The 19,623-nt window shown below is 65.4% G+C and carries 18 protein-coding genes and 2 tRNA genes; 14 read left to right on the plus strand and 6 right to left on the minus strand.

Annotated features, from left to right (window positions below; translation table 11 throughout):
• Positions 1 to 6: 6 nt before the first annotated feature.
• The 5 genes from EDD25_RS10070 to EDD25_RS10090 all read left to right on the plus strand — a co-directional run bounded on the left by EDD25_RS10070 (position 7) and on the right by EDD25_RS10090 (position 5,572).
• Positions 7 to 1,275 carry a carbohydrate ABC transporter permease gene (locus EDD25_RS10070; RefSeq protein WP_134173158.1) on the plus strand — a complete coding sequence of 423 codons (1,269 nt, stop codon included), beginning with the start codon at positions 7 to 9 and terminating at the stop codon, positions 1,273 to 1,275.
• Between the two features lie 5 nt (positions 1,276 to 1,280).
• Entirely contained in the window at positions 1,281 to 2,186 is a 906-nt protein-coding gene (locus EDD25_RS10075; protein ID WP_134173159.1) for a carbohydrate ABC transporter permease, read from the plus strand.
• Positions 2,187 to 2,291: 105 nt separating this feature from the next.
• Positions 2,292 to 3,137, plus strand: coding sequence for a M15 family metallopeptidase (locus EDD25_RS10080; RefSeq protein ID WP_241986381.1), 846 nt, complete (start codon positions 2,292 to 2,294; stop codon positions 3,135 to 3,137).
• Positions 3,138 to 3,256: 119 nt separating this feature from the next.
• The gene (locus EDD25_RS10085; RefSeq protein ID WP_134173160.1) at positions 3,257 to 4,720 is read left to right on the plus strand and encodes an amidase domain-containing protein; all 1,464 of its coding nucleotides are present in this window, start codon (positions 3,257 to 3,259) and stop codon (positions 4,718 to 4,720) included.
• A gap of 153 nt (positions 4,721 to 4,873) precedes the next feature.
• Positions 4,874 to 5,572: an amidase domain-containing protein gene (locus EDD25_RS10090; protein WP_166671260.1), complete on the plus strand. Its 699-nt coding sequence runs from the start codon at positions 4,874 to 4,876 to the stop codon at positions 5,570 to 5,572.
• A gap of 50 nt (positions 5,573 to 5,622) precedes the next feature.
• On the opposite strand, the gene pgm is transcribed toward EDD25_RS10090, so the two are convergent.
• A complete protein-coding gene (gene pgm, locus EDD25_RS10095) occupies positions 5,623 to 7,239 on the minus strand; it encodes a phosphoglucomutase (alpha-D-glucose-1,6-bisphosphate-dependent) (RefSeq protein ID WP_134173162.1) in 1,617 nt (538 codons plus the stop codon).
• Between the two features lie 35 nt (positions 7,240 to 7,274).
• On the opposite strand from pgm, the gene pheA reads away from it, so the two are divergent.
• Positions 7,275 to 8,222: a prephenate dehydratase gene (pheA, locus tag EDD25_RS10100; protein WP_134173163.1), complete on the plus strand. Its 948-nt coding sequence runs from the start codon at positions 7,275 to 7,277 to the stop codon at positions 8,220 to 8,222.
• Positions 8,219 to 8,821 carry a hypothetical protein gene (locus EDD25_RS10105; protein ID WP_134173164.1) on the plus strand — a complete coding sequence of 201 codons (603 nt, stop codon included), beginning with the start codon at positions 8,219 to 8,221 and terminating at the stop codon, positions 8,819 to 8,821. Before pheA ends, EDD25_RS10105 begins: the two co-directional genes overlap by 4 nt.
• A gap of 108 nt (positions 8,822 to 8,929) precedes the next feature.
• On the opposite strand, the gene EDD25_RS10110 is transcribed toward EDD25_RS10105, so the two are convergent.
• Entirely contained in the window at positions 8,930 to 9,922 is a 993-nt protein-coding gene (locus EDD25_RS10110; RefSeq protein WP_241986382.1) for a diacylglycerol/lipid kinase family protein, read from the minus strand.
• A 50-nt stretch (positions 9,923 to 9,972) separates the two neighbouring features.
• Between EDD25_RS10110 and serS the strand changes: the two genes are divergently transcribed.
• From serS to EDD25_RS10135, 5 genes are all read left to right on the plus strand, one after another.
• Positions 9,973 to 11,262 carry a serine--tRNA ligase gene (gene serS, locus EDD25_RS10115; protein ID WP_134173166.1) on the plus strand — a complete coding sequence of 430 codons (1,290 nt, stop codon included), beginning with the start codon at positions 9,973 to 9,975 and terminating at the stop codon, positions 11,260 to 11,262.
• The gene (locus EDD25_RS10120) at positions 11,259 to 12,068 is read left to right on the plus strand and encodes an HAD family hydrolase (protein ID WP_134173167.1); all 810 of its coding nucleotides are present in this window, start codon (positions 11,259 to 11,261) and stop codon (positions 12,066 to 12,068) included. The genes serS and EDD25_RS10120 overlap by 4 nt, the downstream gene beginning before the upstream one ends.
• An 89-nt stretch (positions 12,069 to 12,157) precedes the next feature.
• Positions 12,158 to 12,242, plus strand: a tRNA-Ser gene (locus EDD25_RS10125).
• Between the two features lie 62 nt (positions 12,243 to 12,304).
• Positions 12,305 to 13,600 (plus strand): LCP family protein, encoded by a 1,296-nt coding sequence (locus EDD25_RS10130; RefSeq protein ID WP_241986383.1) that lies wholly within the window; start codon positions 12,305 to 12,307, stop codon positions 13,598 to 13,600.
• Between the two features lie 89 nt (positions 13,601 to 13,689).
• Positions 13,690 to 13,780 (plus strand) — tRNA-Ser (locus EDD25_RS10135).
• Positions 13,781 to 14,030: 250 nt separating this feature from the next.
• On the opposite strand, the gene EDD25_RS10140 is transcribed toward EDD25_RS10135, so the two are convergent.
• Entirely contained in the window at positions 14,031 to 15,947 is a 1,917-nt protein-coding gene (locus tag EDD25_RS10140; RefSeq protein ID WP_134173168.1) for a hypothetical protein, read from the minus strand.
• On the minus strand, positions 15,944 to 16,870 hold the full coding sequence (locus EDD25_RS17530; RefSeq protein WP_166671261.1) for a tyrosine-type recombinase/integrase: 927 nt from the start codon (positions 16,868 to 16,870) through the stop codon (positions 15,944 to 15,946). The genes EDD25_RS10140 and EDD25_RS17530 overlap by 4 nt, the downstream gene beginning before the upstream one ends.
• Positions 16,871 to 17,035: 165 nt before the next feature.
• Between EDD25_RS17530 and EDD25_RS17535 the strand changes: the two genes are divergently transcribed.
• Positions 17,036 to 17,386, plus strand: a complete 351-nt coding sequence (locus tag EDD25_RS17535) for a helix-turn-helix domain-containing protein (RefSeq protein ID WP_166671262.1) — start codon at positions 17,036 to 17,038, stop codon at positions 17,384 to 17,386.
• 4 nt (positions 17,387 to 17,390) lie between these two features.
• Here the strand turns inward: EDD25_RS17535 and EDD25_RS10150 are convergent, their stop codons facing one another.
• Together EDD25_RS10150 and EDD25_RS10155 are read right to left on the minus strand one after the other, a co-directional pair.
• On the minus strand, positions 17,391 to 18,278 hold the full coding sequence (locus EDD25_RS10150) for a site-specific integrase (RefSeq protein ID WP_166671263.1): 888 nt from the start codon (positions 18,276 to 18,278) through the stop codon (positions 17,391 to 17,393).
• A gap of 84 nt (positions 18,279 to 18,362) precedes the next feature.
• On the minus strand, positions 18,363 to 18,707 hold the full coding sequence (locus tag EDD25_RS10155) for a hypothetical protein (RefSeq protein ID WP_134173171.1): 345 nt from the start codon (positions 18,705 to 18,707) through the stop codon (positions 18,363 to 18,365).
• Positions 18,708 to 18,869: 162 nt separating this feature from the next.
• Between EDD25_RS10155 and EDD25_RS10160 the strand changes: the two genes are divergently transcribed.
• Positions 18,870 to 19,568, plus strand: coding sequence for a helicase associated domain-containing protein (locus EDD25_RS10160; protein WP_134173172.1), 699 nt, complete (start codon positions 18,870 to 18,872; stop codon positions 19,566 to 19,568).
• Positions 19,569 to 19,623 lie beyond the last annotated feature (55 nt).

The raw sequence follows: 19,623 nt of genomic DNA on the forward strand, positions 1-19,623 counted from the left end.
AACATCATGAGCACGATTCGGGGCAGCAACAATCCAACAACGGATGCCGGCCCGGCACCGGGTGGGGCAGGGGCAGCCCCGAATCGTCGCCGTGGCAAGTCTCGGCCGAGCCTGCATCGCGGCGAGGCTAAGTATGGCTGGCTGTTCATCACGCCGCCGATCATCATCATCGGGATTTTCCTGGTCGTTCCGGTGCTCCTCGCCATCTGGGTGAGCGTCAGCGACTGGAGCGGGCTCGGCTCGCCGCTTAACCCGCAGGTCAATTTCGTGGGCTCGAAGAACTTCGAGGCGGTGCTCTCCGACCCCGGCCTCGCCCAGAAGGACTTCGGCACATCCATCCGTAACAACGTCTACTACGTGCTGCTCGTCGTTCCGCTGCAGACCGCACTCGCCCTGTTCCTCGCGGTACAGGTGAACCGGCGCATCCTGAAGGGCCGCGGCTTCTTCCGCACCGCCTTCTACTTCCCGTCGGTGACGAGCTCGATCGCGATCACCGCGATCTGGTTATTCCTCTTCGGGGCGACCGGCGCCGTCAACAAGATTCTCGGCCTCTTCGGGGCGAGCGGCCCTGTCTGGTTCGCCGACCCGCGCGGTCTGCTGCACATCATCCTCGGCGCCTTCGGCGTCTCCTCCGCGCCCGCTGTACTCGCCGACGGCGGGATGCTTGGGGTCAACTGGTGGGACTGGCTGAGCGGGCCGAGCGTGGCCATGTGTGCGATCATCCTTCTTGCCGTCTTCACCACCTCGGGCACCTTCATGCTGCTCTTCATCGCGGCCATGCAAGCCATCGGCGCCGAGGTCGACGAGGCAGCCCTGATGGACGGCGCGGGCCCGTTTCGCAAGTTCTTCCTGGTCACCCTGCCGATGCTCAAGCCGACCCTGTTCACCGTGCTCACGCTCGGACTGATCGGCACCTGGCAGGTATTCGACCAGATCTACCTCACCGGTGGAGGCAAGCCGGGCAAGACCCTGCTGACACCCGCGTACCTGGCCTACCAGAGCTCGTTCAAGGACCTGAACTGGGGCCAGGGTGCGGCGATCTCATTCATCCTGTTCGTGATCATCATCCTGCTCACCGCACTGCAGCGGTATGTGCTGCGGGATCGTAGAGACAAGGGCAAGGTGAGCCGGGCGCTGGCGGCGGCGATCGCCGCCGATCGCGCCGTCGTCGTCGCGGCGACCACCGTGGCATCCGGCGTACCCCGCAGTTCCTCGAACGGAACGCCATCGTCCACCGGGCGTACCTCCTCGAACAAGACCGGAGAAGAGGAATGAACGCCATGACCAACCCGCAGGTCGCGCCCGCAGTACCGAACGACCCGACACCGGCCCCCCGACCGCGCAAGCGCTCACTGGCCTGGCGACTCCGAACCGGCGCGGCGCTCAGCTATCTCATGCTCAGCGTGCTCGCCCTCGTTTACATCTACCCGTTCCTGATCACGGTGTCCTCGGCGTTCAAAACCGACGACGAGGCCACCAATGATCCGCTCCGACTGATCCCGCAGATCTGGTCCTTCGCCTCGTTCGAACGGCTGTTCACGGAGGTCCCGCTGCCACTGTGGGCCATGAACACGGTCTTCGTGACCATCACGATCACTCTCGGCCGGGTATTCTTCGACTCACTTGCCGGGTATGCGCTGAGCCGACTCCGATTCCGAGGCCGCGGCTTCATCTTCGCGTCCCTCATCGCCGTGATGGCCGTCCCCGGGGTCGTGCTCCTCATTCCTCGGTTCCTGATCCTGAGGCAATTCGGTATGTACGACAGTTACGCCGGCATGATCGTGCCGCTGCTCGTCGACGCGGCCGGAATCTTCATCATGAAGCAGTTCTTCGAATCGATCCCCAGCGGAGTGGAGGAAGCGGCTCGACTCGACGGTGCCGGTGTCTTCCGTACGTTCTGGATGATCGTGCTGCCGATGGCCCGGCCGGCCCTGGTGACCCTGTTCATCCTCAGCTTTCAGGGCTCGTGGAACGAGTTCGGCCACTTCATCGTGTCGCGGCAGAGCCCGGAGACGAACACCCTCACGACGGGTATCGCGTCGCTGTTCTCCGGCCAGCTCGGCTCGGGCAACGAGTATCCCCTGAAGATGGCGGCCGCCGTGCTGATGACCATCCCGGTCGCGATCATGTTCTTCGTCTTCCAGAAGCGACTTATCAACACGACGGAAGGCTCCGAGAAGGGCTAACTCGTTCGCACCAACACCGTTGACGCGTGCGCTGACAGGCCACCCTCTCTTTTTCCATCCCGAATGGTCGCGAATGTCTCGGCGCAGTTCACCTAGGCTCACATCGTGCCCAAAAACGATTGGCCCGGCGGGGGTGCGCGGTCTCCCCGCCGGACAGTGTTCCGTGTGGCCGCCGCAATGGTGTGCGTGGCGCTCGCCGCGGCATCCGTTGTATTGGGCGTCGTTACCGGCACGTCTCGAGAAACGGATGCCGCCCCCACGGCCCAGCCATCGGCCACCGCTTCGGCACCCCCGACTCGCCCCGTGCCCACCGCGGCGCCGACGGCGGTACCGGTCGCCTCTTTTGACCGTGCAGCGCTGTCCATCGATGATCCCGCGAGCCTGTGGGTGGTCGTGAACAAACAACGGTCGTTACGGCCCGCCGACTATTCACCGAGCGATCTCGTGACCGTTCCGGTGGCGCACACCTGGCAGCCGCAGCTGCGGCAGGAGGCATCCGCTGCGGCGGCGGCAATGTTCGCGGCGGCCCGCGAGGAGGCCGGCCTCAGCCTGGCCTCCAACAGTGCCTACCGCGGTTTCGCCGCGCAGGCCCGCGTGTATTCGGCGCTGGTCAACGCCGAGGGAGTCGCGTCGGCCGACCAGAGCATTGCGCGCCCCGGCAATAGCGAGCATCAAACCGGTCTTGCCATTGACGTGGGCGCCGAGTCGGGCCGATGCTCGCTGAACCCGTGCTTCGCGGATACCCCGGAGGGATTGTGGCTCACCCAGAACTCTGTCAGGTTCGGGTTTCTGCTGCGTTACCCGGCCGACAAGGTCGCGGTCACCGGGTACGAGTTCGAGCCCTGGCACTTTCGGTATATCGGCACTGACCTGGCCGTGGAAATGCGGTCAGGGGGCGTGAGCACGCTCGAAGAATTCTTCGGCCTTCCGCCCGCGCCCGGCTATCCGTAGAACCGCGGACGCTTCCACACCTCGGCCGGCATCGCGGCATTGCCGCGCCGTGCACAGGGGATTGCCAAGATGCCTGTGTTTGGGTGGAGCACCCCCGTAAGCGACAAAGAAACGACTCCGTGCGCCCAGAATCCAACCCCGAACACCGCGACCAGCTTCACAGTCAAACTCGCGACACGCTCCGTAATGGACTTCAGAACACGCCTCGCAGCTCCCCTCGCCCGGGCGCCGCCTCGCAGCCGCCCGTTGAAGAACAAGGCCTTGCGCAACTCGGTCTTGACCCGCAGGCCGCTGAACCGACCGCCGCAGCGACACCGCCCGTTCAGTACCTGACCAGGCGCGAGGCCCTCGCCCAGTCCAGGCTCGCCGCTGCCGCCCCGGCACCCGTTGCCGCTCCTGCCGTCGACTTTGCCGCGATCGTCACCGGAACCGACGACGCCCCGGCCGCCGTCGGCACGAGCCAGGTCGCACCGCCCACGAGCCGCGCAGCGCAGAAGAACCACGTTGCCCCTCGGAAGGGCCGCGCCCGCCCCTCAAAGCGCGCCGCGCGCAAGAACAGCCGCCACCACGTCGTACTCGTTGGTGCCGTGGCGCTCGCCTGCGCGCCCATCGTCATTGCCCTCGGGCTCGCCTACACCGGTAATTCGGCCGGAGCCTCCGGGGACGCCCCGCAGGCCGCGTCGGCACCGACCCCCGCCGCGAGTGTCGACCCCGTCCCGGTGGCGGCAACGGTGCCCACCGTGAGCAGCATGGTTTCCGCCGACGCCGTCACACCACTCCCTGACGACGGCTCGTCAACTGGGCCGGTCACCGGTGGCACCGTGGTCACGCTCACCGGAGCCGACCTCGACACCGTCGCCACCGTGAACTTCGGCGCCAACGCCGGCACAGTGGTCTCCGCAACCGAGGCCACCATCACGATCGAAACCCCGCCGGCAACCGACTACGATCCGGGCGTCGTTCCCGTCGAGCTTCTCAACGCTGAGGGCGCGCCGATCGTCACGGCGGAGGAGCCCGTCGCCGGCACCGAGACGCCCGCGCCCGTCGCCACGGCCTCGCCGGAACCCGCGGGATCCGCTGCTCCGCAACCGCTCATCTTCAGTTACATTCCTGACCCGCGCATCACGGCGCAGATGTCCTATGTTCAGGCCCACTGGGACAACTACAACAGCGACCAGTACGGCAGCCTGGACGGCACCGACTGCGTCAACTTCGCCAGCCAATCACTCATCGAACGCGGCTGGACCATGGACGACGCGTGGTCCTTCGACCTCGCGACCAACCACTACAGCCTCCCCTGGGCGAGCTCCACGGCCTTCGACGCCTACCTTCTCGAGCACCCGGAGCGCGCGGTTCCCCTCACCGACGAGCAGCGCTCCGAGGTCAAGGTGGGCGACATCGTGCAGTTTGACTGGGACCGCTCGGGCGACCGCGACCACACCGGCATCGTGACGGCCGTCATCAAAACGGACGCCGGCGTGCGGGTCGAATACGCCGGCCACACCTACAACACGATTGATCAGTCCGTCGACGAGTCGCTCGCGAACTCCGGCGGCACGGTCTCCTACTGGAGCATCAAGTAGCCGGAACGTCGGCGCAGTTCTGAATGTGCTGAGTGTTGCGCGTGGGCGTTTCCTCGACGCGCCGGTTTGTGGTTGTCTTGGGTTGAGCGGTTTGGCCCGGCAGGGCCACCGGTTTCCCTCGCCCCCGCATCACACCCATGAATTGAGGCGCACGTGGCGTTTACCCGGTTGCAGAGGGTCGGAGCGACCGCCGCGGTCCTGGCCGTGGTCTCCGTGGGCGCGACAGCCCTGGTGGTGCAGGCCTCCACCAACCCGTCACAGAACGAGGCCACGCAGGGACCGGCTGCAACGGATGCCGCGACGCGCGCGACCCCGACGGCCGCGCCCGCGCCGGTTCTCGTCGCGGCGCCCGCCGCCACGCCATCGACCCCGGCCGTGCAGGCACAGCTCGACTACGCGCTCGCGCACTGGGACAAGGGCAACTACAACACGGCGGAATACGGCGTGCTCGGTATCAACGATTGCGTGAATTTCGCGAGCCAGACGCTCATTGCGCGTGGGTGGCAGATGGATGCCACGTGGAACAGCCCCCGCGACGGCGACGCGTACTCGGCATCGGCGGCGTGGCGCAGCTCGACCGCCCTCATGCATTACCTGGCCGGTTCCGGCAAGGTGACCGCCCTCACCGATGACCAGCGTGACCAGGTGAAACTCGGCGACATCGTTCAGTTCGATTGGGACAACTCGGGCGACCGCGACCACACCGGAGTCGTCTCCCGCATCGAGGGCAGCGGCGACGACATCGTGATCTACTACGCGGGCCACACCGAGGACAGCGACTACCGCTCGGTGGACTTTGCCATCACCGAACGTCACCCGGGCGGCACCGCATACTACTGGAGCGTCCCCTAACCGAGTCGCCGCCGCACGAGACGGGCGGCGCGGGCGAAACCCGCGCCGCGCTAGGCGATCGCGGCGTCGACGATGGCCTTGGCCTCGAGCTGCACCTGGGCGAGGTGTTCCGCGCCGAGGAATGACTCGGCGTAGATCTTGTAGACGTCTTCGGTTCCGCTCGGTCGTGCCGCGAACCAGGCGTTCTCCGTGGTCACCTTTACGCCGCCAATCGCGGCCCCGTTGCCCGGCGCCACACTGAACTTACCGGTGATCTTCTCCCCGGCGAGTTTGGTTGCCTCAATGGCGTCGCCGTTGAGCTTGCCCAGCGCGGCCTTCTGCGCCGGCGTCGCCGCGGCATCCACTCGCGCATAGGCCAGCGACCCGAAGTGCTCGGTCAGCTCGGCGTAACGCTGCGAGGGGGTCTTGCCGGTCACCGCGAGGATCTCGGCAGCGAGCAAGGCGAGCAGGATCCCGTCCTTGTCGGTCGTCCACACGGTGCCGTCGAAGCGCACGAAGCTCGCGCCGGCGCTCTCCTCGCCGCCGAAGGCCACCGAACCGTCGATGAGGCCGGGCACAAACCATTTGAAGCCCACCGGGACCTCCCACAGGTCGCGGCCGAGAAAGCCGGCGACCCGGTCGATCATCGTCGATGACACGAGCGTTTTGCCCACGGCGGCATCAACGCGCCAGCCCTCGCGGTGGCTGTAGAGATAGTCGATGGCGACGGCGAGAAAATGGTTCGGGTTCATGAGGCCGCCGTCCGGCGTCACGATGCCGTGCCGGTCGGCATCCGCATCGTTGCCCGTGAGCAGGTCGTACTCGTCTTTGTGGGCGACGACGGATGCCATCACCGACGCGCTCGAGGGATCCATGCGAATCTTGTCGTCCCAGTCGAGCGTCATGAAACGCCACGTGGGGTCAACGTGCGGGTTGACCACCGTGAGGTTGAGGTCATAACGGTCGCGAATGGCTCCCCAGTAGCCCACGCTCGCGCCACCGAGCGGGTCGGCGCCGATGCGGATTCCGCTGGCCTTGATCGCCTTCATGTCGATGATGTTCTCAAGGTCGTTCACGTAGCGGCCGCGAAAGTCGTAGGTCTCCACGGCGCTGGGCTCACTCATTTTCACGTCGCCCAGGCCGCCGGCAATGAGCTCGTTGGCACGGTTGGCGATCCACGAGGTGGCGTCGCTGTCCGCCGGGCCGCCGTGGGGCGGGTTGTATTTGAAGCCGCCGTCCCTGGGCGGGTTGTGGCTCGGAGTGACGACGATGCCGTCGGCGAGGTCGTCATTCTCCGCCCGGTTGTAGGCCAGGATCGCGTGCGACAGTGCGGGGGTGGGCACGTAGTCGTTGAACTCGTCCACGAGCACGCGCACGCCGTTGGCCACGAGCACCTCAAGGGCGGTTGTGTACGCCGGGGCGCTCAGCGCGTGTGGGTCGGTCCCGATGAACAGGGGGCCGGTGATTCCCTGGCCGGCGCGGTACTCCACGATCGCCTGGGTGGTGGCGATGATGTGGTCCTCATTGAACGCGGTATTCAATGAGCTGCCTCGGTGGCCCGAGGTGCCGAAGGTCACCCGCTGCGCGGGGATATCAACGTTGGGTTTCAGGTCGTAATACGCCTTGACCAATGCGTCGACGTCGATCAAATCTGTTTCCTGGGCCGGGGTCCCTGCACGTTCGCTCATATGCCCATACTGGCACCCACAGTAGGCTGTCTGCCATGCCAGAAACCCCCAATGCCACATACAGCTTTCTGGGACCCGCCGGAACCTTCACTGAGGCGGCCCTTGCGCAGGTCCCCGAGGCGCAGGGACGCCCGTGGCGCGCGGTCAACAACGTGGGCGAAGCCCTCGCCGACGTGGTGACCGGCCGCAGCGTCGCCGCGATGATCGCGATTGAGAATTCCGTCGACGGCGGTGTGTCGGCCACCCAGGACGCGCTCGCGAGCGTCCCCGGCCTGCGCATCATCGGCGAATACCTGGTTCCCGTTAAATTCGTGATCGTGGCCCGCCCCGGAACCACGCTTCAGCAGGTACGTGTGGTCAACGCACATCCGGTCGCCTACGCGCAATGCCGCAGCTGGCTCGAGCAGAACCTGCCGAACCATGGACACATTCCGGCGTCGAGCAATGTGGCCGCGGCGAGTTCCCTGTTCGGCAACGGCCTTGCCGATGCCGCCATCGCCCCGCCCGGAATCGACAAGCACTACGACGTGGCCGTGCTCGCAAACGATGTGGGGGACAACCCCAATGCCGTCACCCGTTTCGTGCTCGTGGCCCGCACGACAGAGATCCCGGCCCGCACCGGCGCCGATAAGACGAGCCTCATCGTGGAGCTTCCCGACGACCGCTCCGGTGCCCTGCTGGAGATGCTCGAGCAGTTCGCCACCCGCGGTGTGAACCTGAGCCTCATCCAGTCGCGCCCCATCGGCGATGCCCTCGGACGCTACCGCTTCGTCATCGACGCCGACGGCCACATCCTCGACGAGCGGATGAGCGACGCCCTGCTCGGCTTGCGCCGCTTCAGCCCGAATGTGCTCTTCCTCGGCTCGTATCCCCGCGCCGACAAGACCCCGAACGAGTTCACCTCGCGGTACGACGACGAGATCTTCATTGAGGCCCGCGGCTGGCTACACACCCTGATCGAGGGCGAACCGAGCCGCTCATGACCGATCCCGGGTTCGATCCGCGCCACGACGCACGGTTTCAACGTGGCTACCAGCCGGGTGAGGCGCGCCGGGCGCCGGGGCCGGATACCGTGGCGTCTGCTGGCGTGCCAGCCGACGCGCCCAGTGCCAGTGTCGCGGGCTCAGAGGCGGTGCCCGCGGCCGGACACCACGCTGCGCCGCCACGGGGACCCGCCGTGTCGCAGGCGGCTCTGATTGCGGACCTCGAAGCGCGGCTCGAGGCGATCCGCGAGGACACCACGCCGGGCGCGGCATCCGACCTTATCGAGGTGCTCCCGGTCGACGCCGAGGTCGCGCTTCGTCGCACCCGTCACCTGAACCCGTTCATCATCGGACTGTGGATCCTCGGTCCGCTACTGATGACCGGCGGTGCCTGGCTGCAGATGCAGGCGATGTCGGCCACCCGCAGCTACGATGCGTTCGATGTCGCCCAGGAGCAGTTCGATATGGCGCTGCGCCAGCTCCTCTGGTCTCTGACCCCCGCCATGATGACTGCCGGCCTAACGACCGTCCTCGGCCTCCTGTTCTGGCACGCCTGGCACTGGCGTTCCCGCCACACATGTATTCGGGCTGGCGCCTGACGGCATCCGTTCGCCCAACCCACGTCAGAGCGGCGGCGCCGCCCCCGAAATCGCTGGCCGCTGCGGTAACCGGCGTAGCGACCACCGAAAACGGGCGCGACGGTGGGGCTACGGCGCCGGAACGCGCACGAGCAGGGCGCCCGGGTCGGCGCGCAGCGACACGGTGCGCACGCGGCCGAATTCGTCGCCGTCGAGCTCGAACTGCTGCGCTTGCTCGACCACGATGCGAATGTCGGCGCCGCGCAGCGTCGTCATGACGCGTTCATTCGTGGAGGCCGTGCGTTCGATCAGGCGCCGTCCGACGGCCGAGCGCCGCAGCACCCCGTTCTCCCAGGTGACCCGCCGCCAGATCGCGAGCCAGCCCAGCATGCCCTTGGGCTGCAACACGGCGATGTCGAGGATGCCGTCGTCGAGGCGGGCATCGGGCAGAAACTGAATGTTGCCGGGCAGCATCCCGCAGTTCGCCACCAGAATGCCACTCACCTGCGCCGGGCGGTCGGTGCGCCCGCCCAGGCTGTATCGGATGCGAAATGGTTTGCTCTGCGGAATCGCTCGCATGACGGCGTCCACGTACGCCAACCAACCCACCTGCTTCTTCAGGTCGGCTCGGGTGTTCACGATCATCTCTGCATCAATCCCCAGCCCCGCCATCACGAGGAAGACGTGCTCGCTCGTTTCTTCGTCGGCGCGCTTGATCGAGGCCACCCCCACGTCGATCGCCCGGTCCACCCCGCCAAACGCGACGGCGGTGGCGCTGTCGAGGCTGCCGATCGGCAGCTGTATGTTGCGCGCGAGCAGGTTGCCGGTGCCGACGGGCACGATCGCGAGTCGCACGCCGGAATCGCGCAGGGCCTCTGCCACGGCTCGAACCGTACCGTCGCCTCCCGCAGCGAGCACAAGCGTGGCGCCGGAGGCCAGGGCCCGCGCTGTCGTCTGCTGGCCGGCATCCGTTCGACTGGTCTCAAACCACTCGGTATCGGACCAGCCGTGCGTGGCGGCGGCCACGTCAACGCTATGTCGCAGTCTCGCGATGTCCACCTTGGTGGGGTTGTAGACCACCGCGGCGTGCGGTGAGACGGGGGGAGTGCCGGAGGCTGTCACGATGCCTAGGGTAGCCGGTCGCGGTGCGGTGCGCTTGTAGACTCAGGAGTGTGATTGATCCGGTGCTGTTACGCGAAAACCCTGACCTCTTCAAGCGTTCGCAGGAGGCTCGTGGCGACTCCGTTGAGGCCGTCGATGCGGCGCTCGTCGCCGATGCCGAACGTCGTGCCTCGATCACGGCCTTCGAAGACCTGCGTGCCGCCCAGAACGTCTTCGGCAAGACCGTGGCTTCGGCCCCGCCGGAGCAGAAGAAGGCCCTCGTGGCCGAGGCTCGGGGGCTCGCCGCCGAGGTGAAGGCCGCCGGCGCCGTGGCCGGTGAGGCCGAAGAGCGTTTCGCCAAGATCGTGCGCAGCATCGCCAACCCCATCATCGACGGTGTTCCGGCCGGTGACGAAGCCAACTTCGTCACCCTGCGCACACACGGCGACACCCCCACGTTCGACTTCGAGCCGCGGGACCACCTCGAACTGGGCGAGTTGCTCGGCGCGATCGATATGGCGCGCGGCGCCAAGGTGTCCGGCACCCGCTTCTACTTCCTCAAGGGCATCGGCGCCCGCCTTGAGATCGCCCTCATGAATATGGCCCTTGACCGGGCGCTCGATGCCGGCTTCGTTCCGCTCATCACGCCGACGCTTGTGCGCCCGGAGATCATGGACGGCACCGGCTTCCTCGGCGAGCACAACGACGAGGTCTACTACCTGCCGGGCGACGACCTGTACCTGACCGGCACGAGCGAGGTCGCTCTCGCCGGGTACCACAAAGACGAGATCCTTGACCTGAGCGACGAACCCCTGCGTTACGCCGGCTGGTCCACGTGTTATCGCCGCGAGGCCGGTTCTGGCGGAAAGGACACCCGCGGCATCATTCGTGTGCACCAGTTCAACAAGCTCGAAATGTTCACCTACGTGCTGCCCGAGAATGCCGAAGCCGAGCACGATCGTCTCGTGGCTCTGCAGGAAAGCATGCTGCAGTCCCTCGGGCTCAGCTATCGCGTCATCGATGTGGCCGCCGGCGACCTGGGGTCGAGCGCGGCTCGCAAGTTCGATATCGAGGCCTGGGTGCCCACACAGGACGCCTACCGGGAACTGACCAGCACGAGCAACTGCACGACGTACCAGGCCAGGCGCCTGGACATCCGCTATCGCACCGAAAGCGGCAAGACGTCGCCGGTGGCCACGCTCAATGGAACCCTCGCGACCACCCGGTGGATCGTGGCGATCCTCGAAACGCATCAGCAAGCGGATGGGTCGGTGCGCGTCCCCGAGGCGCTGCGCCCCTATCTCGGTGGCCTTGAGGTGCTGGCACCGCTCCCGGCAAAGCAGGGGAGCACCTCCAAATGAGCGCGGCGGTGGAACGCTGGCTCGTAGCGCTCGATATTGACGGCACCACGATGCACGAGGACGGTTCGATCAGCGACGCCGTCATCGAACAGGTGCAGCGGCTTGAGGCGGCCGGGCACGCGGTCATGCTCGCCACCGGGCGCTCGGTCGCGGCCGCCCTGCCGGTGCTTGAGCGTCTCGCAATCACGCCTCGTTATGTGGTGTGCTCCAACGGCGCCATTACGATGCACCGTGATGCGAGTGCGCCCCTGTGTTATCGCCGGGAATGGATCGAAACCTTCGATCCGAGCGATGTGCTCAACTCCATTCGCCCGCACCTCAGCAACGCGCGCTTCGCGGTCGAGGACGAGCACGGCTTCTATCGATATACCGAGCCGATTCCCGACGCCACCATTGGCATGGACAGTGAGCGCGTCGAATTCGATGAGTTGCTGCGCCACCGCGCCACCCGCGTCGTTGTGATCTCTCCCGACCACGACATGGAAGATTTTCTCGCGATCGTGGAGCGGATGGGCCTCAACCGGGTGAGCTACGCGATTGGGTGGACCGCCTGGCTCGACATTGCCCCCGACGGAGTCAACAAGGCCACGGCCATGGAGCGGGTGCGCGTGGAACTCGGCATTCCGCGGGAACGGGTGATGGCCGTTGGCGACGGTCGGAACGACATTGACATGCTCATCTGGGCGGCCGAACACGGTCGCGGAGTGGCGATGGGGGAGTCGCCCGACGATGTGCTCTCGGTCGCAAGCGAGGTCACCGGGACCGTGATGCTTGACGGGCTTGCGCTCGTTTTGGCCACGCTCTAAAGTGCATCCAGCACCTGTACAGGTCGTTATGTCAGTCTGGACCGCTGGCGTCCGTTAGAATCGTGCGGTGTTCATCTTTGGACGAACCGGGAGGGCTGTCCGAGCGGCCGATGGAGCCAGTCTTGAAAACTGGTGGGCAGAAATGTCTCGTGGGTTCGAATCCCACGCCCTCCGCAGTGCAGTTGTTTGACGTTAGATCCCAGTGTTATGGCCGGCACGCCGATGAAAGGACCTGAGTGAGCGACCAACTGCGACCCCGTTCGAATGGCTCGAAGAACCTCAGCACCATCGCGCGTCATGGGCGGTTGAAGAGGTCGAGCGCGTTCAGAACGGTCGCTCGGCTCATCGCCGCTGCTCTCGCCGTGCTCATGGTCAGTGGCGTCTCGGTCGCCGCGATCGCCACCTTCGATGTGGCCGCGAGCGTGCAGCCCAGTGTGCACCTCGACAACGAGACCAAGGGCCCGGTTCCTCAGATCGGCGCCATTGACGGCGGCGTGAATCTCCTCGTCGTTGGCAGTGACAGCCGCAAGGGCCAGGACGCGGTCTTCGGGCCGGAGGATTCCACCGGTGACCTCAACGACGTTACGATGCTGCTGCACATCTCCGAAGACCACACGAACGCATCCGTCATCAGTCTGCCTCGCGACATGTTCGTGCCCATCCCCTCCTGCAAAAAGGCAGACGGCAGCGGCTCCTATAACGCCATGAGCCGGCAGAAGATCAACACCACTCTCACGTACGGCGGGCTGGCCTGCACGGTGGCCACGGTCGAGAAGCTCACCGGACTCGACATTCCCTTCGCGGCCGAGGTTCAGTTCAGTGGCGTCATGGCCATGTCCACCGCCGTCGGAGGAGTGCCGGTGTGTGTGGCAGAGCCCATCGAAGACCTCTACACGGGCATCAATCTCACGGCGGGCGAGCACACGCTTGAGGGCTTCGAGGCGCTGCAGTTCCTGCGTACGCGCCACGGCGTTGGCGACGGCAGCGACCTCACCCGAATCAACAACCAGCAGTTGTTCATGTCCTCGCTCGTGCGAACGATCAAGAGCGCAGACACGCTCTCTGACCCCACCAAGGTGTACTCCCTCGCGAAGGCCGTCACCGGCAACATGCGCCTCTCCGACAGCCTCAACAACGTGTCGGTCATCGCCTCAATCGCCATGGCCCTCAAAGACATTGACCTGAGCAAGGTCGTCTTCGCCCAGGTGCCTACGGGCAACGTCGAGGGTGGCGTCATCCCGTCGCAGCCAGCCTTCAAGGAGATGTTCGAGGCAGTGGCCGCCGACCAGTCGATCCAGCTGAGCGGAACGACGGGCGCGGGAACCGTTGTCGACCCGAATGCGCCGGTGGCCGTACCGGCAGACCCGGCAGGCCCGGCAGGCCCCGTCGACCCGGCAGGCCCCGTAGACCCGGCTGCCACCCCGGCTCCCGAAGTTGTTGCCCCCTCCGTCTCTGTCCTCGACGAGTCCGTCACCGGGCAAACAGCAGCTGATTACACCTGCACGGCTGGTCGCACGCTCAAGGACCAGTAGCCAGGGTCGAGCAGTTCGCTGGCGCTCGTCACGAACACTGCTCGTGGTCGGCTAGGATGGACAGGTATGTGTGCCTCGGCAAACATCAAGGAGACGTCGCATAGTTCGGCTTAGTGCACCACCCTGCTAAGGTGGAGTACCCTTTACTGGGTACCGTGGGTTCAAATCCCACCGTCTCCGCACAATGGGTTGTTCTTAGAACTGGTTGATTCTGTTCCAAGAACTAGTCCCAAAACGAATGGCCTCCGAGATTTCGGAGGCCATTTGTCGTTTCCGGCGTGGGTGGCGCGTGGTTTCCCGCTCATGCGGGCTGGTGGGCGCGGATTAAATGACAACGCACGGCCAGGGATGCCCGAGCGGCCGTTTTTCGGCGCTGCGGATTGTCCTGGTCGTGCGGTGGAGTGATGAGTGGCGGCGTCGGTGTGCGCGGTTAGGTTCGGAGCGGCGGGTCGAGTTCCCCGCCAGCCGGGGCGCCGGGGAGCACCTTGAGTGGCCACTTCGCTTTGTAGTTGGACAGGCCTTCGCGGTCACGGCGGCGCGTCTTCCGCAGGGGCCCCAAGTTCTGACCGGTCGTGTTGCTCTTGGACGTTTGGGTTTCGCGGTCAGTGAGGAAGGTAACGATTTTCCTGATGTTGGCTGACACCAGCAACATGGTCGCCATGATCTGGTGTGCGGCGAATCCGCGGATTCGGCGGCGTGCTGGAGTGTCAGCTGCTTCGTGTCCGACGTCTTTCACATAGGCGTGGTAGCTCTCGTCGGTGTTGCGGCCGATGCGGTACGCGTCGCTCCATTCCTTCGATTGGTACCGGAAGAGTTGAGCGTCGCGGATGCCGTCTTCGGGTCCAAAGTCCACCGAGCTCTGCGTGCAGATTGAATCGGGGGCCTTTGGAACATTGCCCTCAAGGACGGCGATGCGGATTTTATCGGTTGCGTTGCGGTGGAGTTCGCGCAGGGGGCATTCCACGGTCGCGTTCGGACCGACGGCGGGGCACATCATCGGTATGTGCCCCCGTGCGTCGGGTTTCTCCTTGGGGCGGAGCTCGAAGGCCGTTCGTTCGTCGAGCCGTTTCCGGTAGGTGTCGTCGTCAATCGTGTGGGCTTCTGCATCGACCGAGGCGTTGAGGAGGTCCTTTGGGGTCCCGGCGCAGTAGTGGCGGCCTTCTACCTGTATGGCACCGGCTTTGCCTCCCTTGATTCCCAACCCGGTCTTCTTGTAGTCGGTGATGACGGCCCACCCCATTTCCTTCACGGGTATGTGCAGGGACTCGGCTGAGAGGGTCGCGAAGTAGAGGCGGTCGGCGACGACGGTTCCGGGGGTGTGACCACGGTCAGCAATGGACTGGAGGACCCGCACGGTTTCACTGGCGACGTGTTGAGTGCCCGGCAGACTCATTGAGAATCCGAGGGCAATGTTGGGGAATTCGGCCTGGTTGACGGGGCGGTTCGGTACTAGAACGGCGATGCTTCCAGCCCGACCCCACACGAAGTCCTTGTCTGGTTTGCGTCCCGGACCTGACTCCTCGCGTCTTTCCGCGTTGATCGGGTACCAGCCGGAGTCCTGTTCGAGGACGAGCTTGTCCGAGTAGTTCTTGCCGGTTTTTGGGTTGACCCTCAGCTCCAGGCCGGTTTCCTTGTCGACAGGGGAGCGCCCCCGCGGGCTGGCGGCGACCATGGGAGTCTGGTCAATTCCGACAGTGGTGTGCTGATTGATGAGCCTCCGCACATCGCGCGGTAGGAGCCGAAACGTCATTTCCAGGAGCGAGTCGGAAAACCAGTTGAGCCGTTCCCGTCCCTGCGCGACGACCTCCGGGTCGCGCAGCTCGACGATTCGGTCACGCTGAGACCGGTTGGTGAGTCTGTAGAGCGGGGTATCGGGGTAAGGGTCCATGAGAGCTTTCATGCGGTGGAATGCGTTCCACGCGGTGTTGTACCAGCGCCTCGCCTCCGTGCGTCCTCTCGCCGTCCCGGACAAGTTGGCGGGCAGACCAAGGAAGACACGCGCTTCCTTGGTCAGGCGACGATGCAGGACGGCTCCCATCTCCGTGGCCCAAAGCGGGGTGTGCTCGCGTGCGAGGAGGAGCAGGACGGTGAGGATGACGCGATCATCAATCTTCGGGGGGCGCCCGCCGGGATGCGTGCCTTGGCGGGCTTCCTGACGCCACGTGGCGAGTTGCTCCAGCATCTTGGAACCGTCGATCATCGTGGCGGCTCGGCGTACGTCGTCGATGTCGAACTTGGATGTCCGGCCCGAGGTGGTGTCAATGGCGTCGTCGAGGAGATGCTCGAACGCGGTGCTCTCCTGCAGTTCGTCGTGCACCTCGAGGGTTCCGTCGGTGATGCCGCTCATCGGGCCGGCTCCGCTCCGGAGATGAGGTGGCGGACGTCGACCATGTCATATGGAGTCATGGCCCGCATGTAGGGCGCGAGCGAGGTTGGACTTGTCAGCCCGGCTAGCTCCAGCAGGATGTCGAGTCTGAGGCCGGCGTTGAGGTGACCCACTAACCACGTGGCACGGAGCCTGGTAGCTGATGGCGTGGGTTCATCAGGGGCATCGATGCCGAACTGGTGGATCACCCGAGCCGGGTATTCGGGCAGACGGTACCCGGCGAACAGCCACTCGCCGGGCTCGCGGCCATTGATGCCCGTTGTCAGGGCGTGGCGCCACTCGACGCGGAGCGGGACCGTGCGAGCGCGGTGGCCGCGCACGCTGACCAGAAGTTCGTCGCCGTCGGTGGTGACGTCGCTGATGCGGGCGAGGGCGATCTCTTCGGCACGCATGCCGGCTCCGGCGCCGAGCGCGAGGAGGACGTGTGCGTTCATTCGTCGCTCCACGTTCGTGCGTCGCGCCGCTGAGCTCCGGAAGGTGATGAGATCCCGGCTGGCGTAGGGACGCACCGAGGCTGGGTTCTTTCTGGTCTGACGGTCGGGTGTGGCGGCAGTGAAGTGCGCGACGAGGGTGTTGAGGCGTTGCGCGGTCTGCTGCTGGTAGGTCTCGGCACGGGCGGACATGATCTCGTGCACGAATCGGCGAACGAGCGCTGGCCGGAAGGCGGCTGCGGGATCAAGGTTCGCTGCCGCTGTCTGCCACAGCCAGTGAGCAAACTTCGCGGTCGCTGCAAGATAGTTCCGTGCAACGCCACGAGTTTGGAACCCGAGGCTCGTCACACTGTCGCGAACGAAGGATTCAATCGCCGTCCAGTGCGCGGCCGGCATCACGGCCACGTAATTGTCGATGACGCGCTGCACCGCCGGCGGGCTGACGGGGGTCATGCGTGGCCACCGCAGGATGGTGTGAGGGGCGGAAAGCCGCCGAATGGTCGGGTGACAGGGAAAGTGCTCTGGGGGATGCTCATATATGTGGGACATGCGGAGGATTCGGTCCATTTCACCGAGACATGCCCTATTAGGGCATCCAGTCCGGTAGTGTGAGCGACCGTGACCAATCCGCGTTTTCGCCCCCGAGCCTCCTGCGAACCGTCGACCAACTTCGGAACAGCGCGCCTCGTGACGTGGAAGAGCCCCGCCGGGATGACAGAGAGCGCGCTTGATCAGCTGGGCACGGCCAAACTCCAGCACGCGCATGCGCAGCAGGTCCGTGCCGCGCTCGCAGCGGATGGTGCGACCATCTCGTCCTATGCCAATGAGAACGGAATCGATATAACCCGGTTGGGTCGGATCCTTCGAGGGGACGTGATCATGAGGATTGAAGACGTGGTCAATGCGGAACGCAACCTCAAGCTGAGGGAACGACGCGCCGTCGCCGGTGCGGCCCCGAGTCAGCGCTGACGGGTCAGCGCGGGATGGCGACCGCATCTCGCAAGGCATTCCGGAAGTACGTGGCGTCGGGTTCCCGAACGAACCGGAGGAATCGGTCCAACGCTTCAGGCGACTGCAACCCGGCAGCGCGCATCAACGGCACCAGGGGTGTGCCGGCCTCCAGATGCTGCACGATCCAGGTCGAGTGCATTCGTCGCGCCTGCAACCGGATCTTGCCCTCCGCCCGCGAGACAAAGTCCGTGATCAGGTTCCGGTTGGCACCCGCGTGCTGTTCCCTGAACGCCCACGTCTCGTCCTGACAACCATCCACCCGTTCGGCCAGAGCTCGTTCCCACTCACGCAATACGGGGACCACCCGAGCGCGCTCGCCACGCACCGTGATGAGCACGCCGTCATGGTCCGCCCTGATGTCTCCAATCGTGAGGTTGACGATCTCTCGCCCGGCCAGGCCGGCGCCGAGCCCGAGGGCGAGTAACGACTCCGCGTTCGACCTCCGTTCGGCAGTGGTCTGCGCGATTGCCCAACTCTTCAGGGTCACCACGTCCCGGGCGGTGTACGGCGCCGACGGATCCGATCCGCCCAGCGGCCGCAAAACCGGTGGTGCCTCCGCGTCGAGCAGCGCCTCCGAGATCCGGAGGAGCCGGGAACGCAGCGTGTTTCGACTTGCCTTGCTGCCGTAATGCGACAGTCCAACCGCAGTGAACCGCTCGATCGTGCGAACGGCAAATATCACGTCGCGTTCGAGGGGCATGGCTGCCGTCTGCCACGCCCACAATGTCAGCGGCGTCGCCGCGGCGTACAGCTCCCTCTCGGAGTAGACCGTCCCCGGAGCAGCGTCAACGACAGCGGCGCGCACAAAATCCCCGATGTGACTCCAATACGCAGCATTCATCTGGGGCACATAGGCCTCCTCTTCGTCGAACCTCACCCGGTGCCCTCTTCAGAGTCTTCGTACCTTGTGAGGTCGCCCGACGTGAATTCGGCCTCAGTGAGGCACGACACCGTCGGCTCCCGGGAGCTGATCACGGCTGATCGCTTCGATCGCCGCTACCAGGGAGGTATTGGCCCAGAAGAAGTCGATGTTCTCGTCCGGGCCGTCGGTGTACATGGTCCACCGGCCGCGGGCACCGACCCGTAGCGTGTCGATCGTACGGAGAGGCCGCGCCCGGTCATTGACCGTTGGCGGAGCGTTAACGCCGGGGACGCGTGTCACCGTGCCGCGTTCCAGATCGACGTAATGCGTGCTGTCCCGCGTTCGGACGCGCCACACCCCGCCTTCATCTCCCGTGAGTTCGCTCACTCGGATGGGTTCAACTTCGGGGCCGGCCATGGTCAGTCCTTTCTGCTGCGTTGGTTCCAGGCTCGGTGAGGCCGCCGATGTACTGAGAAATCTCCTGTTGATCGGGCATTCGCAGACCTCCGGCATCTCTCGACTTCTCGGCTGAAAGGTCGGTGTCGGGACGATACCCAGGTTTTCTGCGCCAGTGAGTCCGTGCCGGAATACACATTTTCGCGCTTCAACACCGGTGCCGCGCATGACCTTTCCGACACCGCACGCCGTGCGGCCGGAAAGGGAACCATGCCCGCACAGACCCCCGTTGAGCTACTTCACGCCGAATACGCGCAGCTTCACCGACAGCACCCATCGACTCTCACCCAGGACCAGCGGCGATCGCTGGCCTTCTACGACGGTGAACTGGCACCCCGTGGCGCTGTCGAGATCCCCTACACCGTTCCTCGAGATGTAGCCCAGTGGACCCGCAACTTGCTCGCTCTGGAATCCTTCGTTCGCGCTGAGGGTCGCATGCCTCGCGAAAACCGTCGCCTCCCCGAGGGCGCGATCTCCACCAACGAGAAGCAGCGCGCCAACAGTGTCCGCACGCAGCGCCGCGCATTCGCCGCGGGACGCCTCTGCACGTACCAGGTGCGTCGGCTGCTCTGCATCCCGGGGTTCAGCTTCCATCCATTGGAGGACGATTGGCAGGCGAAATGCGCCGCGTACGCCAGATTCACCGCCACGCACGGGTACTCGCCGAAACTCCGCAGTTCAAACGCGTCAGAACGGACCCTCGACCGGTGGGCCGTAAAGACACGCATGGCGTACTGGGCCGGCAGGCTCTCCCCAGATCGGGTCGACACCATGAATGGACTGGACTTTTGGACGTGGGGTGCCCCGACCGGCCGACGTTGAGGTCCCGTGCCGGAATACACTTCCGACCGTTGCCTGTCTCCGGTCGGCGAGCCGG

This window comes from Cryobacterium psychrophilum, assembly GCF_004365915.1.
Lineage (GTDB): Bacteria > Actinomycetota > Actinomycetes > Actinomycetales > Microbacteriaceae > Cryobacterium > Cryobacterium psychrophilum.